Origin of the sequence: Coprococcus sp. AF19-8AC, from assembly GCF_003603115.1 — a bacterium.
In the GTDB taxonomy this organism is placed as follows: Bacteria; Bacillota; Clostridia; order Lachnospirales; family Lachnospiraceae; genus Coprococcus; species Coprococcus aceti.
Genome location: NZ_QTMI01000003.1, coordinates 488,530 through 505,462, shown reverse-complemented (window position 1 = coordinate 505,462; position 16,933 = coordinate 488,530). Strand labels below are relative to the sequence as shown.

Annotated in this window: 18 protein-coding genes and 1 tRNA gene; 9 read left to right on the top strand and 10 right to left on the bottom strand. The window is 46.0% G+C overall.

Annotated elements, in window-relative coordinates; all coding sequences use genetic code 11:
- The first annotated feature begins 7 nt into the window (after positions 1 to 7).
- The 5 genes from DWX57_RS10415 to DWX57_RS10395 all read left to right on the top strand — a co-directional run bounded on the left by DWX57_RS10415 (position 8) and on the right by DWX57_RS10395 (position 4,396).
- The gene (locus DWX57_RS10415) at positions 8 to 2,152 is read left to right on the top strand and encodes a Tex family protein (protein WP_118649842.1); all 2,145 of its coding nucleotides are present in this window, start codon (positions 8 to 10) and stop codon (positions 2,150 to 2,152) included.
- 79 nt (positions 2,153 to 2,231) lie between these two features.
- Positions 2,232 to 2,501 (top strand): spore coat associated protein CotJA, encoded by a 270-nt coding sequence (locus tag DWX57_RS13985; RefSeq protein WP_133300884.1) that lies wholly within the window; start codon positions 2,232 to 2,234, stop codon positions 2,499 to 2,501.
- Between the two features lie 2 nt (positions 2,502 to 2,503).
- Positions 2,504 to 2,767, top strand: a complete 264-nt coding sequence (locus DWX57_RS10405; protein WP_022216733.1) for a spore coat protein CotJB — start codon at positions 2,504 to 2,506, stop codon at positions 2,765 to 2,767.
- Complete coding sequence (locus DWX57_RS10400) at positions 2,767 to 3,390, top strand: manganese catalase family protein (RefSeq protein WP_015533421.1); 624 nt, start codon at positions 2,767 to 2,769, stop codon at positions 3,388 to 3,390. Before DWX57_RS10405 ends, DWX57_RS10400 begins: the two co-directional genes overlap by 1 nt.
- 58 nt (positions 3,391 to 3,448) lie before the next feature.
- Positions 3,449 to 4,396, top strand: coding sequence for a DMT family transporter (locus DWX57_RS10395; RefSeq protein WP_055224250.1), 948 nt, complete (start codon positions 3,449 to 3,451; stop codon positions 4,394 to 4,396).
- Here the strand turns inward: DWX57_RS10395 and DWX57_RS10390 are convergent.
- On the bottom strand, positions 4,391 to 6,229 hold the full coding sequence (locus DWX57_RS10390) for a metallophosphoesterase family protein (protein ID WP_120124034.1): 1,839 nt from the start codon (positions 6,227 to 6,229) through the stop codon (positions 4,391 to 4,393). The two genes, DWX57_RS10395 and DWX57_RS10390, sit on opposite strands and share 6 nt — an antisense overlap.
- Before the next feature lie 353 nt (positions 6,230 to 6,582).
- Here DWX57_RS10390 and DWX57_RS10385 point away from each other — a divergent pair, with 353 nt between their 5' ends.
- Entirely contained in the window at positions 6,583 to 8,199 is a 1,617-nt protein-coding gene (locus DWX57_RS10385; protein WP_055224254.1) for a CTP synthase, read from the top strand.
- Positions 8,200 to 8,291: 92 nt separating this feature from the next.
- Here the strand turns inward: DWX57_RS10385 and DWX57_RS10380 are convergent, their stop codons facing one another.
- Together DWX57_RS10380 and DWX57_RS10375 are read right to left on the bottom strand one after the other, a co-directional pair.
- The gene (locus DWX57_RS10380; protein WP_055224256.1) at positions 8,292 to 8,918 is read right to left on the bottom strand and encodes an HAD family hydrolase; all 627 of its coding nucleotides are present in this window, start codon (positions 8,916 to 8,918) and stop codon (positions 8,292 to 8,294) included.
- Between the two features lie 19 nt (positions 8,919 to 8,937).
- Entirely contained in the window at positions 8,938 to 9,258 is a 321-nt protein-coding gene (locus DWX57_RS10375; protein ID WP_117551314.1) for an ArsR/SmtB family transcription factor, read from the bottom strand.
- 191 nt (positions 9,259 to 9,449) lie between these two features.
- On the opposite strand from DWX57_RS10375, the gene DWX57_RS10370 reads away from it, so the two are divergent.
- Entirely contained in the window at positions 9,450 to 9,647 is a 198-nt protein-coding gene (locus DWX57_RS10370) for a DUF378 domain-containing protein (RefSeq protein WP_117551312.1), read from the top strand.
- Positions 9,648 to 9,702: 55 nt separating this feature from the next.
- On the opposite strand, the gene DWX57_RS10365 is transcribed toward DWX57_RS10370, so the two are convergent.
- From DWX57_RS10365 to DWX57_RS10350, 4 genes are read right to left on the bottom strand one after another with little or no spacing between them, the layout of a single operon-like run.
- On the bottom strand, positions 9,703 to 10,653 hold the full coding sequence (locus DWX57_RS10365) for a CPBP family intramembrane glutamic endopeptidase (protein ID WP_120124031.1): 951 nt from the start codon (positions 10,651 to 10,653) through the stop codon (positions 9,703 to 9,705).
- A gap of 4 nt (positions 10,654 to 10,657) precedes the next feature.
- Positions 10,658 to 11,038 (bottom strand): RidA family protein, encoded by a 381-nt coding sequence (locus DWX57_RS10360; RefSeq protein WP_117551308.1) that lies wholly within the window; start codon positions 11,036 to 11,038, stop codon positions 10,658 to 10,660.
- A 42-nt stretch (positions 11,039 to 11,080) separates the two neighbouring features.
- Positions 11,081 to 12,130 (bottom strand): CvfB family protein, encoded by a 1,050-nt coding sequence (locus DWX57_RS10355; RefSeq protein ID WP_330514672.1) that lies wholly within the window; start codon positions 12,128 to 12,130, stop codon positions 11,081 to 11,083.
- Positions 12,131 to 12,165: 35 nt separating this feature from the next.
- The gene (locus DWX57_RS10350) at positions 12,166 to 12,885 is read right to left on the bottom strand and encodes an acyl-[acyl-carrier-protein] thioesterase (RefSeq protein ID WP_120124029.1); all 720 of its coding nucleotides are present in this window, start codon (positions 12,883 to 12,885) and stop codon (positions 12,166 to 12,168) included.
- 145 nt (positions 12,886 to 13,030) lie between these two features.
- Here DWX57_RS10350 and DWX57_RS10345 point away from each other — a divergent pair.
- Positions 13,031 to 13,103 (top strand) — tRNA-Gln (locus DWX57_RS10345).
- A gap of 219 nt (positions 13,104 to 13,322) precedes the next feature.
- Here DWX57_RS10345 and DWX57_RS10340 read toward each other — a convergent pair.
- A complete protein-coding gene (locus tag DWX57_RS10340; RefSeq protein ID WP_055280078.1) occupies positions 13,323 to 14,174 on the bottom strand; it encodes an amidohydrolase family protein in 852 nt (283 codons plus the stop codon).
- Positions 14,175 to 14,317: 143 nt separating this feature from the next.
- Here DWX57_RS10340 and DWX57_RS10335 point away from each other — a divergent pair, with 143 nt between their 5' ends.
- Positions 14,318 to 15,058 (top strand): N-acetylmuramoyl-L-alanine amidase family protein, encoded by a 741-nt coding sequence (locus DWX57_RS10335; RefSeq protein WP_117875353.1) that lies wholly within the window; start codon positions 14,318 to 14,320, stop codon positions 15,056 to 15,058.
- Positions 15,059 to 15,132: 74 nt separating this feature from the next.
- Here the strand turns inward: DWX57_RS10335 and DWX57_RS10330 are convergent, their stop codons facing one another.
- Together DWX57_RS10330 and DWX57_RS10325 are read right to left on the bottom strand one after the other, a co-directional pair.
- Positions 15,133 to 16,230 carry a GGDEF domain-containing protein gene (locus DWX57_RS10330; protein ID WP_119998627.1) on the bottom strand — a complete coding sequence of 366 codons (1,098 nt, stop codon included), beginning with the start codon at positions 16,228 to 16,230 and terminating at the stop codon, positions 15,133 to 15,135.
- A 129-nt stretch (positions 16,231 to 16,359) separates the two neighbouring features.
- The gene (locus DWX57_RS10325; RefSeq protein WP_015533435.1) at positions 16,360 to 16,932 is read right to left on the bottom strand and encodes an indolepyruvate oxidoreductase subunit beta; all 573 of its coding nucleotides are present in this window, start codon (positions 16,930 to 16,932) and stop codon (positions 16,360 to 16,362) included.
- Position 16,933: the final 1 nt, after the last annotated feature.

Genomic DNA, 16,933 nt, shown 5'->3' with positions numbered 1-16,933 from the left:
TATATACATGGACATAATCAAGAAAATTGCTCAGGAGATAGGCTGTCGTGACAGCCAGGTTGAAGCAGCGGTGAAACTCATCGATGAGGGCAACACCATTCCATTCATCGCCAGATATAGAAAGGAAGCCACCGGCTCCCTCAACGACGAACAGCTTCGTCTTCTTCACGAAAGACTTGTATACCTTAGAAATCTCGAGGACAAAAAGGCTCAGGTCATTGCAAGTATAGAGGAGCAGGGAAAACTTACAGACCAGCTCAGGGCGGACATTGAGAAGGCCGAGACCATGGTTCTGGTTGACGATCTCTACAGACCATACAGACCTAAGAGAAAGACAAGAGCAACCATCGCCAAGGACAAAGGGCTGGAGGGACTCGCAAACATCATCATGCTGCAAATGACCAGAACTCCGATAGTCAAGGAAGCTGAAGCTTATGTGTCTGAGGAGAATGGCGTTGCAGACACCAGCGAAGCCATTGCGGGCGCAATGGACATAATCGCTGAAAATATATCTGACACTGCCGATTACAGAACTCACATAAGAGATCTCACCACCAGACACGGTGTGCTGAGAACAACAGCAAAGGACCCGGAGGCTGAATCCGTATACGAGATGTACTACGACTTCTCCACCCCTGTATCCAAGATGACCGGATACAGAACCCTCGCCGTTAACCGCGGTGAAAAGGAAAAGTTCATCACAGTAAAGATCGAGGCACCGGTCAACGACATAATATCATATCTGAAAAAACAGATCATCGTCAGAGACAATCCTGAGACCGAACAGATACTTTCAGACGTGATCGCAGACAGCTACGACAGGCTCATAGCCCCTGCCATCGAGAGGGAGATCAGAAACGCCCTCACAGAGACCGCTGAGGACGGTGCCATCAAGGTATTTGCATCGAATTTGCAGCAGCTTCTCATGCAGCCTCCTATCGCAGGACAGACAGTGCTCGGCTGGGATCCGGCGTTCAGAACCGGCTGTAAGCTCGCCGTTGTGGACCCGACCGGAAAGGTTCTCGACACCGTTGTCATATTCCCAACAGCACCTCAGAAGAAGGTAGCAGAGGCTAAAAAGACTGTGAAGGCTCTTATAAAGAAGTACGGCATAACTCTCATATCCGTAGGAAACGGTACTGCATCCAGAGAGTCAGAGATGGTGATCGCAGAGCTCATCAGCGAACTTGACACACCTGTACAGTACGTGATAACCAACGAGGCCGGAGCTTCTGTATACTCAGCCAGCAAGCTCGCCACCGAGGAATTTCCTCATTTTGATGTTGGCCAGAGAAGTGCTGCTTCCATCGCCAGAAGAGTACAGGATCCTCTGGCAGAGCTGGTCAAGATCGATCCAAAGGCCATCGGAGTCGGTCAGTATCAGCACGATATGAACCAGAAGAAGCTGACAGAAGCCCTGGACGCAGTTGTAGAGGATTCTGTAAATAAAGTCGGTGTCGACCTCAACACCGCTTCTGCCCCACTCATGGAGCACATTTCCGGAATTAACAAGACTCTTGCCAAGAATATCGTGGATTACAGAGAGGCAAATGGACGCTTCAACACCAGAAAGGAACTCCTCAAGGTTGCCAAGCTCGGACCTAAGGCATTTGAACAGTGCGCAGGTTTCATGAGGATTAACGGCGGCTCAAATCCTCTGGACGCCACATCTGTCCATCCAGAGAGTTATGATATAGCCACTGCCCTGCTGAGCCACATCGGCTACACAACCGATGACATTGCATCCGGCAGGCTCAAGGATCTTTCAAAAGCCGCCGGCAACATCAAAAAGCTAGCTGAGGAGCTGGGAACAGGAACGATAACTCTCAACGACATCATAAAGGAGCTTGAAAAGCCTGCCCGTGATCCCCGTGACGAGATGCCAAAGCCGATCCTCAGAGGAGATGTCCTTGAGATGAAGGATCTGACAGAGGGAATGATACTCAAGGGAACCGTCAGAAACGTGATCGACTTCGGCGCATTTGTGGATATAGGTGTTCATCAGGACGGACTTGTCCACATCTCAGAGATGTCCGACAAATTCATAAAGCACCCTCTTGACGTGGTGAGCGTCGGCGACATAGTCCAGGTAAAGGTCATCGGCATAGACCTCGCCAAGAAACGTATACAGCTCTCCATGAAGGGTATCTAACACACAACAAAATACAGTAACATATTTAAGCCTCCGGCATAGTTTATACAGAGAAAACTTATGTGTGGAGGCTTTTATAGTGGAACAAAACAGAAACTGCAGCCGTAACGGCCAGAATCGATGCTACTATAACCAAGGAACCTCTGTTAAATATACCGCCTCATCCGGCTCCAAGCCACGTTCCTGTGAATCCGGCACTGCCCCATCCGCAAGATCAGGCAGGCCCCTTGGAATGGCTTATATCCCTGAACAGCCCTTTGAAAATCTGTACGATGCAAAGTGCGGACTTGTGGAGGGAACCATGTTCAAGGATCTCAATCTGATATTCTGCGGGGTAAGGGGGAAATAGGCATGAATAAAATGAACAAAAAACAGCTTCTGCGCTTTATCACAGAGGTCTCTTTTGCACTTGACGATATTGCGCTCTATCTCGACCTTCATCCCGACTGCACCAAGGCGCTTTCGAGCTATGACAACTATCAGAGCATGCGCACCCAGGCTATAAATGATTACGTGAACATGTATGGGCCGCTGAACAAATATCAGGTCACTGACAACAACTATTTCAACTGGGTCAATGACCCTTGGCCATGGGAAGGAGAGTGTAACTGCTAATGTGGGTTTATGAGAAAAGATTACAATTTCCTATAAATATAAAGGAAACCAACGCAAAGCTGGCTCAGGACATAATCAGTCAATACGGCGGCCCAGACGGCGAAATGAGCGCCTCCATGAGATACCTGTCGCAGAGATATTCCATGCCTGACAAGAAGGTCAAGGCGGCTCTGACCGACATCGGAACCGAGGAACTTGCCCATCTCGAGATGGTTGCGACCATCATTTACCAGCTCACAAGGGATCTGAGCATCGAGGAGATCAAGGCATCTGGATTTGACAAATATTATATCGACCACACTATCGGCATCTGGCCCCAGGCGGCAGGAGGAATTCCATTTAACGCCTGCGAATTCCAGTGCAAGGGCGACGCGATAACAGATCTTTTTGAGGATATGGCCGCTGAGCAGAAAGCCAGGTCGACCTACGACAACATCCTCAGACTGTGCAAGGATCACCCGGACGTATATGAGCCTATCAAATTCCTGCGCGAGAGGGAGGTCGTGCACTTCCAGAGATTTGGCGAATGCCTTGAGGCTGTAAAAGATACCCTCGATCACAAGAATTTCTATGCATTCAACCCTTCATTTGACACCAAGGCACCTTGTTTAAAGAATAATTGAAAATTAGAAATATCGGTGGTAAAATGATGTCACTTTTAACAAGAGAAGAGGCGGTGTTATGTCAGAAAAACAGATCAACCATTCACAGAGATTCGGAATCATACTGGTTCTGTCATGCGGAATCATGTGGGGCATAAGCGGAGTCCTTGGACAATACGTGTTCCAGTCGTCAGATGTAAATGCCACACAGCTTTCCATAATCAGACAGTTTATATCCGGTGTCGTACTGCTTGTCATCGCCGCCGTAAAGGGAGATAAAAGGGCTTTGACCATATGGTCAAAGCCTAAAAGTGTCATATCTATGCTGTTCTTTGCACTCTCAGGTGTCATGGGCGTGCAGTTCACATACTTCGCTTCCATCGAACATTCCAACGCCGCAACCGGCACAGTGATCCAGTTCACATACATAATCATGCTGCTGTTGTACACAACAATATTCATGCACAAGAGACCTCATATATATGAAGCCGCCTCAGTCGTATGTGCATTTGCTGGTATCTTTCTGATCGCCACACACGGCAGCCTGAATTCCCTTGCCATATCCAGGCCGGCGCTCATATGGGGACTCACCTCAGCGGTATGTTTCACTATATACTGCCTTTATCCTCAGAAGCTCTACAATGAATATGGTCTGGTAAATATCATAGGCTGGTCATCACTCATAGCCTCCATTTTCCTTGCGCTGGTCACAAAAACATTCTCACTGCCTCACATGGATGGAAGGATAATTGCAGCCTCACTTGCGGTAGCCATTGTGGGCTCCCTCATCCCATTTACAATATATGGTCTCGGCATCAGCATCCTCGGAAGCGTGAAGGCGAGTCTATTTGTCACAGTCGAGCCCGTGTCAAGTGCCCTGCTGACGTGGATCTTTCTGGGAACCCAGTTCACCCGCATGGATCTGATCGGTTTTCTCCTGATTCTTGGATCCATACAGGTTGTTGCCATAATGACATTTCACAATGAAAAACACATAGTAAAAGCTGAACAGACCCATCTGTCATGATGAAAGTCCATCCAGTTCATCTATCGCACATCTCATAACCCGGATCTCCTGAAGCTTTTCATCAAGAAGCTTCTCCCGGTGTGTGAGTTTTTCGTATATATCTCTTCTTCGTCCGTCAAGGCTTTGCAGCCCGGTTCTGCGGCTGTGTATCTCATCCCGCTGTGCACAGAGCTTATCAAGTTCCGCCCTGCTTTCCTCAAGCTCCGCTGTCAATCTCTTTCTTCCACTCTTCTTCCTGAGTCCCCAGTATTTTGACAATGCATATCCAATATAGTATGCAAGTCCCGCAGCTCCGACAGCGAAGAGCATCGCATACACAAGTCGTCCGTCCGGGAGAATATTATCCCCCCGTGCGACCAATGCATACATTATAACTATCGACAATATTCCAAGTACCATGAGCGGTACAAGTGCTGTCCTTACTCCAGTCCTTATCCAGCTTCGTCTGTACTCCTTAGGAAGCTCCTCCAGATGACGTCTGAGCGTCGTGATCTCAAGTTCTCTTTTCCGCTCCTGTGCCCATACCGAGTTAAGCTCACCCAGAACATCAGAGCTGACCTCGTAGTCATTTTGCAGGCTCATATATTCCCTGACCGCAGCGTCCGCCTCGTATGTCTGACATTTCATCCTGAGTATCTGTCTGACCTGTCTCAGTGTATCGTGATAAAGCTCCCTGCCCATTTTTCTGCCCGATCTTGCATACAGCCCCGACACCTCTATCATCATGTCGACCGCAAGTTTTATTCCGTCTCTGCTTTCAAGATCGGCTACATTCAGTTTATCGAGCAATCTGCCAAATTCTGTATTTTTGTTGGCTCTGGCGTATTCACTGTAGTCGGATCGTTCAAATCTCTCACCTTCCACCGCCAGGATTCTGTAATCCTTCAGCATGGATGATATATCAAAGTTCTTCTCACAACCTGCCATACGGTTCAGGCATATGGAATATATATTGTCACGTCCCTCAAGCTCCAGGATACCCAGAATGGCCTCCGTCAGAGCACCGTCCCTTGTATCGTTATCCACCGGATAATCAATTCTTTTATATTCTCTGACCGCAGCAGGCACAAACTTAGTCGAAACCACTCCGTCAGACATTTCCCCATATATATATCCATGTGCGCCTGTTGACTCTCTCGACACAGCCTCCGGACTTCCAGAATAATAAGCCTTGCCCGGAATCTTCATCTGATACTTCTGGCGGCCGCCAAACGCAATGTAATTAAATCCACTGGCACGCAGCCTGTTCCAGTCAACCGGCATCCGTCTCCGGTCACCCCCACATGCGATCAGCACATTACATACCGCTTCATCCTGCGGTTCTGCATCATCCACCACCCTGGCATCCATCTTCCTGTCAAAATAACTCACGCCGTATATATCAACATCCTTGTCCGGAAAATGAATATGATCCAGTGCCATGGTCGCCTGCTCATCCCTGACCGCTGTGTACCCCATGTCTCCAGTCTGCTTGTCTCCAATCTGTCTTATTCCAGGGCTTCCGATCACACACACACGGGATTTGAAACCATAGTCAAGAAGCGGCGCATCACTTCCCAGATTATCCTGAAATCCAGCAGCATATATGACCACTGTATGCTTTAAGCTTCCAAATATCTCATCAAGCCATGCAAGCTCTTCCTCAGATGGCTGATGGTCAAACAGATTGCCTGCAACCAGAAGAAAATCCACGTCAAGCTCCCCGGCACGTGCCACCACAGCCTCAAATGTCATGTATATTTCGTTTTTCCTCTCGCCGCTCCATACACACTCCCTGTCAGGCAGCGCGCCGAGCAGCACATCGGATATATGTATAAACGTTATCTTTTTCATCAATCTGTATATTCCAATCCCAAGCATGAAAATGCATTATAATCCGTATTTGTTATGTGTGAGCATGACGCACGCCCCACATTTACATACTCTTTTATAATTATATTAGTATATGTCGATACACGCAAGTGCAACGACATAATGTATGTCGTGCACAGGTGCGACAGCCTTCACGCATCAATGCGCTTCATTATTTCATGTCATCTGACCCTAAAACGTTCATTTCAACAGCCAGAGCATTATTTTGCCAAGTTTAATTTGTTTTTAACTTGTTTTTCTCAATTGACTTTTAGATATGGCTTGCTTATAATATGTTAATGTAGTTTTTTGAAGTATTAATGGAGGATATAATTATGGCAGTCAAGTATGTGTTTGTCACTGGTGGTGTTGTATCTGGACTCGGTAAGGGTATTACTGCTGCTTCTCTTGGACGTCTTCTCAAGATGAGAGGATATAAAGTCACAAGCCAGAAGTTCGACCCTTATATCAATATTGATCCGGGAACAATGAACCCTATCCAGCACGGCGAAGTTTTTGTCACTGACGACGGCGCCGAAACAGATCTGGATCTCGGTCACTATGAGCGTTTTATAGACGAAAGTCTCAACAAGAATTCTAATGTAACAACCGGAAAGGTATACTGGAGCATCCTTCAGAAGGAGCGCCATGGTGATTTCGGAGGACACACAGTACAGGTAGTGCCACATATCACCAATGAGATAAAAGACAGATTCTACAGAAATCCCGATGCAAAGGATACTGAGGTAGCGATAATCGAGATCGGCGGAACCGTTGGAGATATCGAAAGCCAGCCATTCCTTGAGGCTATCAGACAGTTCCAGCATGAGGTCGGTCCTAAGAACTGCATCATGATCCATGTAACTCTTATCCCTTATCTGAAGGCTTCAGGTGAGATCAAGACCAAGCCTACCCAAGCGAGCGTTAAGAATCTTCAGGGAATGGGTATTCAGCCCGATATCCTCGTATGTCGTTCCGATCTTCCTCTTGATCAGGGCATCAAGGATAAGATCGCACTGTTCTGTAACGTGCCGAGCAGAAACGTTATACAGAATCTTGACGTGGATGTTCTGTATGAGGTTCCACTTGCCATGGAGAAGGAGCACCTTGCCGATGTAGTATGTGAGTGCCTGGATATGGAATGTCCTCCACCTGCAGAACACGCATGGCTCGAGTGGACAAGCATGATAGATGCATGGAAGCATCCTGAGAAGAATGTAAGAGTTGCTCTAGTTGGAAAGTACGTATCACTTCACGATGCCTATATCTCAGTAGTTGAGGCATTGAAGCATGCCGGCGTTGCCAACAAGGCAGAGGTTGAGATCAAGTGGGTCGACTCCGAGCTTGTAACAGAGGAGAATGTCGCTGAGATCCTCGGCGATATAGACGGAATCCTTGTTCCGGGCGGCTTTGGCGACAGAGGTATAGAGGGAATGATCACTTCTATCAATTACGCCAGAACACACAAGGTTCCTTACCTTGGACTGTGTCTCGGAATGCAGCTCACAATAGTTGAATTTGCAAGAAATGTACTTGGATATTCAGACGCCCACAGCTCTGAGTTCAATCCAAACTCATTCCACCAGGTAATCCACATCATGCCAAACCAGCACGATGTAACCGATCTTGGCGGCACCCTCAGACTTGGTTCATATCCTTGTGTGCTTGCAAAGGATTCAAAGTCATACCAGTTATACGGTACAGAATATATTCACGAGCGTCACAGACACAGATACGAGGTCAACAATGACTATCGTCAGGCTCTGACTGACAACGGAATGGAGCTTGTCGGACTGTCACCTGACGGACATATCGTCGAGATGATTGAGATTCCTGAGCATCCTTGGTTCATCGGAACACAGGCACATCCGGAATTCAAATCAAGACCAAACAAGCCACATCCTCTTTTCAAAGGATTTGTAGCAGCTGCACTTGAGCATATGGATAAATAATATATAGAGACAGGGAGTATATCAACTGCTGATATACTCCCTGTTTTTCTGTTTATTATGTTTTATAGCAGGTCTGTAAATGACCTTCCGTATCACTCCACCACGTCAAGAAGTTCCGCAAATGTATGGATCTCCGCATCCTTATCCTTCACACTGCCAAACCCGTATGCCGCGTGAATGAACTTTATCCCGGCAAATCTGGCACTGTCGCAGTCGCCCTGGATGTCGCCGACATATGCAGCATCCTCTATTCCATTCTTCTCCATGAGTATCTTTATACTCTCGCCCTTTGATACCTTTGTATCTCCCCAGCAGAGTATATCCTTAAAATACTTTCCAAACCCGTAATAATCAAGAAATGCCTCTATATATCCACTCTGGCAGTTGCTGACTATAAACAGCCTGTGTGATCCCGAAAGCTTCGCAATGGTATCCTCTACACCATCGTATAGAACGCCGCCATGTTCACGGAGATACTCGTTCTCATAGTCTCCGCAGGCATCCATAAGCTGAGTCATTCTGTCCTCCGAATACGCTCCGAACAGCTTGTCGGCAATGGCATCCATTGGCATACCCATAACAGATTTGATATCGGCCTCTGTCACCTTCATGTCCACATCAGCCTGTCTTTCGAGGACTTCACTCCAGGACGCAGCTACATTTGCCGCGCTGTCCCACAGAGTTCCATCCATGTCAAATATAAGTGATTCTACCTTCATATTCTACCTCTCGTATATTCTATTCAAGTATATGGTCAACACCCTGTTTGATGATGGTCACAACGTGCTCATCGGCCAGGGAATATATTATATTCTTGCCCTCTCTTCTGCTTTTTATCAATTTGGCCTGCTTCAGCACCCTGAGCTGGTGTGAAATAGCCGATGCATTCATCTCCAGACGCTCTGCGATGTCTCCGACACTCAGTTCCTTCTTAAGCAGGGCGAACATGATGGATATACGTGTCGCATCGCCAAACACCTTGAACAGGTCTGCCAGATCTGCGAGATCCGACTGTTCCAGTTCATAACTGTCAAAAAAAATATTTTTATCTTCTGCCATATCTATGGTCCTTTCTGCTCCCAAACAAGCAACTCACGTGTTCCATTTGAACAAGTATTCATATGTAAATTTACTACACTTACTTTTTTGTGTCAAGTCACCTGAATCTCATGAATATTTCAAATGATAACTGCACACAATTACATCATACTGAAACGCCGCATTTGGCGCGATCATATTGGAGGTCAAAAATGAAAACATTAAATTGCATATGTCTCACACTGACCATAATCGGTGCTATCGTATGGGGCATTATAGGACTGTTCAGCTACAACATAGTGGATGGCATCTTCGGTGCCGGAACTGCATTTTCCAGAATAATCTATACTCTGGTGGGTGTTGCCGGACTGTATACCATCTCCTTCTACTGGTTCCTCGACAGGGATTAACAGCATTAATATGCAAATGCCCGCACCTATAATAGTGCAGGCATTGTATTACATATCATAAAACAAATTCTGTTATTATCATAAATCCTATGCATACGCACAGTGCCAGTACAAGCGGCACAGATATGATCCTCGGTCTCTTGGCCTCAGTGTTCCTGTTTCTCCTGAACATCGCCAACATATCCATATGTCTTTTATTCAGATACGCAAGAAGCACTATCAACGCTGTAGCCGCGCACAATCCCATAAATGCAAATGGAATATAGATCAATATCGTCTGCTTGAGCTGATCTGCTGCTATTCCCTCAGAAGCCTGTTTCTCCACCATCTGCTTGAGCACGCTGACATGTGATGCTATATAGCTGATGATGACCGATATCTCATTAAAACAAAAATGAGCATACATGGTCGTAAATATACTTCCTGTCGCCTCGGCAAGAAATCCCAGCATCATTCCCAGAACCATCGCATATGCCATCTGATTGAAATTCATGTGCATGGCTCCGAACATTATTCCTCCTATGATTATAGCCGCCAGTCTGCTGCCATATCTGTAGCTTCCCATTATGACGCCTCTGTAGGCAAGCTCCTCCACGATTCCCGGAGTGACCGCCATGAGAAGTGTTGACACCCACAGCTTATGATTCGACACAAGACCTGTTGCAAGCTCGGTAGTGGCACTCTCCACCCACAGAAGACTTATGGCATTTATGAGTGTCATAAGAGGCTCAAGAGCCACGACGAACGCCGGAACGATGATTATCGCCAGCCAGTGCGTCTTCTTCAGTCTGAGCGTTTCGCGCAGATCACATTTGCTTATAAGAATATATATGATCGTCGGCACGAATATCATGCTCTGGCTCAGGATCAGATTCTGAACCATGGTTATATGTGAGCCGATATTCGTCTTCCACAGGATCATAACAACACACAGATACACACATATCAGCGACAGGAAAAACCATGACGCTCCGTGTACCTTTCTCTGAACATTGTCCTGTCTCATACGCTTACTCTACTGTAGCGATGGCTTCTATCTCTATAAGCACATCCTTAGGGAGTCTTGCAACCTCCACGCATGAACGTGCAGGGAAATCGCTTGTGAAGAAGTCCTTGTAAATATCATTTATCTTGCCAAAATCATTCATATCCTTGATAAATACTGTTGTCTTCACTACCTTATCCATAGATGAGCCTGATGCCTCTATGAGATTCTTGAGATTGCCGATCGCCTGTCTTGCTTGTACAGTGGCATCTCCCTCAACCAGAGTATTTGTCTCAGGATCGATAGGTATAACTCCTGATGTAAAAAGCATTCCATTCACGAGAACCGCCTGTGAATATGGTCCTATTGCCGCTGGTGCCTTTGGTGTACTTATTATTGTCTTCATGTTTTGTTCCTCCTGTTTTTTACTATTATATATGATGAACTATTACTCCTCATCCTTCTCGCTCAGCTCCGCCATGAGAGCCTTTCTGTTGTTGCGCCTTCCGCCATTGCTTCTGGTGAATTTCACCGTGCCTTTTCTGTCAGGCACGGGCTCCGGTGACCGTCTGGATACCGGTTTCTTCGTCTCAGGCTTTGCACGCTTCACAACATCGGCTTTGGTTGTTCCTTTTTTCGCAAGCTCTGCCCGCTCTTCCTCGGACAGTATCTCAATGTTCTTCTCTGTGATCCTTATCTTACCGTCCTTGAGGAGCTTGCCAACCGCCGTCTTAAATGCTCTCTTGCTTATTCCAAATTCCTTCTCTATCACCTTTGAATCTGCCTTGTCATTGAACGGGAGCACTCCATTATATGAATCGATGATATTCAATATCATCTCTGCATTCTCCCTGATCTGCATCTTTATCGGCTTCTGCATGGTGAGGTTCAGCTTGCCGTCTTCCCTGACTGACGCAACCCTGCCCTCAACGTGGTCGCCGGCATATATGGCACTGTGTATCTCCTTCTTCGGGATAAGTGCTGAATATTTGTTGTCCACAGCGACAAATGCACCATACTCGGAGCTGTACTCTATAACTATTCCCGATATAGCATCTCCCTGCTTATATGGGGAATTGCTGCTCAGATACTCATAAACCTTCATGGACACACACAGTCTGTCCGATTTGTCAGTGTACATTCTGACCAGATATTCATGGTTCTCTCTCACCGGGCCAACCTGCTCCTTAAACGGAAGCAGAATATCCTTTTCAAGTCCCCAGTCCATGAATGCACCGATCTTGGTAGTTCCCACACACCTGAGAACAGCCATCTTACCCATAGTTATATATGGAACATTCACAGTTGCAATGAGTCTGTCGTCAGAATCCCTGTATATGAACACGTTGATGTGCTCGCCTGTCTTTATGCCATTCGGAACCTGCTTTCTCGGAAGAAGCACCTCACTGTCAGAATCCGCACATCCAAGATACACACCAAATTCCTTTTCTCTCTTTACTATAAGATCATTCCATTCGCCTATCTTTATCATCGTCATACCGTCCTCTTAATTTTTTCTGTCGACACAGTATATCATATATCCTTACTACTCCGTTCAAACTGGACAACACACCTTGTCCTGTCCTCTTCATCTGCCAGGATTATCTGAACATATCTGTCGTCAATAAACCTCTTTACTACTATAACATCATCTTTCACATATTGCATCTTATATTCCGCTCTGACTGCAATAATATCCGCAACATCATCCACGTATTCCTGGGCAAGAGCAATATACGCTTCATTATTCATATGATTGTTGGAGTCTATCTGATAAGACATGACCTTTCTGGTATCTATAGTCTCCGCATCGCCCAGCAGTTTTACCTTGCGCGGCGCATACTCCATGTCTATGGCAGGCTCCATCGGATATGCGTCTGACACCTCTTTGTCTATCTTGACAGGTCTCAGCCTCTCGGTGTCCATATAGCTCCAAATGGATGCCGCCTTAACTATGCATTCTCCATTCTCGTCCAGTATATCTATATTTCTGAATCCCAGAGATGCCTTGAAATCATATGCCCACGTCCTGACCTTGATCTTCTCTCCCATCGCAGGATATCTGACCACCTCTATCTGCCAGGAAACCAGGAACCATGCTCTGTGGTGTTCTGCCAGATAATCCAGCCCTATGCCAACCTCCTCCGACTGCAGTATAGCACAGTCCTGGAAATAGTTCGCTATGGTCGCCATGTTGGATATCTTATTTCCACCAGTCTCACTGTACCTGACTATCGCTTCATATGAATACATTACGCCACCTCCATGATGCTCATTTTACTATAATTTTATACCCTATTTAGAGGGCTATCGCAAGGCGAAAAATTTTTTTGAATTTTTTTAAAAAAGTGCTTGCATTATTCTGAGCTTTAGTATATACTACCATTTGTTGAGGCAATGGGCTATCGCCAAATGGTAAGGCACTGGACTCTGACTCCAGCATTTTCAAGGTTCGAATCCTTGTAGCCCAGCTACTAAGACTTGAGATTTATCTCAAGTCTTTTTTATTTCATAAACCGCTTCATATAATGATACTTACAGTGGGCAGTCCGCTCCACAGCACATAAAAAAGACATGTCGTTAGGCTCCGACATGTCTTTCGTGTATTACTATCTGTGAAAAATTTCATTGGCGTAACAAAAATGTAACACATTTTTAAAATATTATCAATAGGTTTTCGCGTATTTTTTCTAAAAATTCAATTTCAATCCAAGCAATTTTCGCGCATTATTCTCAAATATATTGTTTTTGTCCACATCTTCCAGATCAAGGGCCTCTATGTCCGCACATGACTGTTCCTGATCAGACCATGGGCTGTCCGTTCCGAACAGGATCTTGTCAGACCCGTGAGCTGCCACTATCTTCTTAAACATGTCACCATCAAGAAGCTGCCATCTGTGCGGTGCCCCCTCCCGCCAGTCTATCTGTCCATAGGAAAATGCCGTGTCAAAATACACATCTCTTCCGCAAAGTCTGTTCAGCACATCATCCCACATCTGCCATCCACCCATATGGGCAAGCACAAGCTTGTCAGGTCCAACCTCATCCAGCACCTCCTCCGCCATTGCAGGAGTGCAGTGAGTCACATCAGGAAGTCCTATGTCTGTTCCCGCATGTGTCACCACGATAAGCCCAAGCTCTGTGGCATAGCTGATTATCCTTTTATATCTTATATCGTTGAAAAAAGCCCCCTGGTAGTCAGGATGGATCTTTATCCCCTTCAGACCTTTGTCGCATATATCCCTGAGTATCTCTTTGTAATTGTCATTGTCGGGATGTATCCCTCCAAACGACCACACATGTGTCTCTGAAAAGCGCTCATTCTCCTCAACTGCGAATTCATTTATATGCTTATATTGTTTCGGAGACGTTGCCACCGGAAGTACCACAGACACATCCACATGTCTGCTCCTCATGTCATTCTCCAGTCCGTCAAGTGTGCCATCCGAATGTGCCCTTGTACCGGATCTGCTCTCCAGAAGCCCTACCGTCTTGGCTGCTATCCTGTCGGGATACGTGTGTGTGTGAAAATCTATTATCATAAATATTCCTCCTGTACATTTATACTGCGTAAGCGCAGAATACCTCTGCTGCGGCCATGCTGTTCACGTTCTCCATATCCACAGTTGAAAAACATCGGATTTTGAGGTATCTTTATCAAAGATATTTCCACGAAGGAGGAAACATGAGCAAACGAAAAAAGAAAATGACGCTGAAACAGATGCGGTCCCTCGTCGTCTTTTTGGTCGCCATAAACATCATACTATTATTGTGCATACTTGTCATGGGATTTTTTCTGGCAAAGGCACAGATCACCAAGGGGAAAGGACAGACTGTCATGCTCCAGAAGGCCAACGACACATACACGGTGTGTGTGGATGCCGGTCATGGAGGAAGCGATGTAGGCGCTGTGGGACTTGACGGAAGCTACGAGAAGGACGACAATCTCCGTCTTGCGCAGGAGGTTGCCAAAGCCCTGAAAAAGAGCGGCGTCAACGTCATAATGACCAGATCCGACGACAGCGACACACAGCTCGGCTCCCGTTCAAAGATAGCAAACAAGGCCAAGGCTGATATCTTCGTTTCGCTACACCGCAATTCAACAGCCAACCCAAACACCACAAAGGGCATTGAGATATGGATACACAGCTCAGGATCTGAGCGCAGTTATGCGGCCGCAGATGACATTCTGAGCAATCTCGAGGAAGTGGGTATAACCGCCAACCGAGGGGTGCGAATCGGAACCCAGGGAGACAGCGATGATGACTATGCGGTCATCAGAGACACCGATATGACAAGCATGATCGTTGAGATGGGCTTCATGACCAACCAGGACGATCTGGACTATTTTAATGAAAATCTTGAGAACTACGCCAAGGCAATATCCAACGGTGTGGTTCAGTGGCTGAACGATTATGTCCAGTAACGCCGGACATATCATAACATTTGAATAATTCCATAAAAAAATAACACATTGAGCACAGCCCAATGTGTTATTTTTTATTCACTTATAACTGTTCTGTTTCTTCCTGATTCCTTCGCCTTATAGAGTGCTGAATCCGCTCTGTTGAACCATGCCTTGGAACTCTCTCCCTTGGTGTACTCAGCGACACCACAGCTACAGGTTATTCCATCCTTGTTCATAAAGTGGAAATAGTAGCATCTGAACTCTGTTCTTATGTCCTCAACAACATTCATGACCTTGGACAGTTCCACATCATGGAACAGTATCACGAACTCCTCACCGCCGTATCTGAAGGCAAGTCCCATATCCTTCGACTTCTCCTTCATCATCTTACACAGCGCCTTGATAACTATATCTCCATTGCTGTGGCCATATGTATCGTTGACTTCCTTGAAATGATCTATATCAAATATGGTGACATAGGACTTCGCCCCAGTCTGCTCCACATTCTCGATCTCCTTATCAAGGCTCTCCTCAAATGATCTTCTGTTGTACAGGCCTGTCATCGGATCAACCATAAGCTCACTCATCAGTGTTACCTGTCTGTTGTAGCTTCCGGCAATCGATTCCATAAGTGCCTTCGTGTGCTTGTTGACGACCATAACCATCGCACACATAACAGATACTACCAGTATGTATATGAGCAGTGCTCCAACCCAGTTCATCTGTGTGGCAAGCTCACCGACATTCAAATGTAATCTCACAACATTGATGACCATGAGTGCAAGCACCGCAACTCCCGACCATACCGTCAGCTCCTGATCTGCAAATAACGCCGTGGCAATTATGGTGACACACGGAATAAGTATAAGCGGGTATATGGTGCAATATGTAAATGCTATAACACCGACACATACATATATCATACCTGCCACGACATAATTCTTGTGCTTTATGTCCGCCTCATCGTGCTTCATATAAAAATAGCAAATTGTGATCGCTATAGCCTGTACTATCATCGGCAGCACGATATACTTTACTATATATGCGCCTGCTCCTATGCTCTTATCTACTCTGTATACTCCAAATAATATCCATGCAATAACAAAAGAAATACTGCATATAACTATCATCATACGCCATACCAGCATATGCCATCTTGCGTCAATCTCATCCTTGTTAATATCATTCATGTGTACGCACCCCGCAAAACATCATATATGTTGATTTTACCATATGAGGGTCCTTTTTACCACCATTAATCAACAAAAGACGGACTTTTTTTATGTCAAAATCCGTCTTTTGTACTAAAAATCATCAAATTACTTAAGGTTGTAGCCAACCTCAAATGCCTCAAGATTCTTCTCCACTGTCTTAGGTGGAACTGTGTTCTTGATAACCTCAACCCATGCATCATGTGAGAAATCCATGTGCTGTGCCGCGATTCCTATGATGACTGTGTTGAATACCTTGTTGTTGCCAAGCTTCTTGGCCTCGTCCATGGCATCAACTGAGATAACCTTGTACTTGCCGCTGAGCTCCTCGATGATTCCATCAGGATACTGTGCTGCGCCTGTAACTACAGTGATAGGATCTATTCTCTGGTCATTTACGATGATAACTCCATCCTTCTTCAGGAAGTGTGCATATCTGAGCGCCTCAAGTCTCTCAAATGCTATGAGGACATCTGCACATCCCTCTTCCACGATAGGCTCATTTACCTTCTCACCATATCTTACATATGTAACAACACTTCCACCTCTCTGGCTCATTCCGTGAACCTCTGAGAGCTTTACATCATAACCTGCTGCCGTGGTGATTCCACCGAGTATACGGCTTGTGAGAAGTGTTCCCTGTCCGCCTACGCCGACGATCATAATATTCTTTGTCTCCATG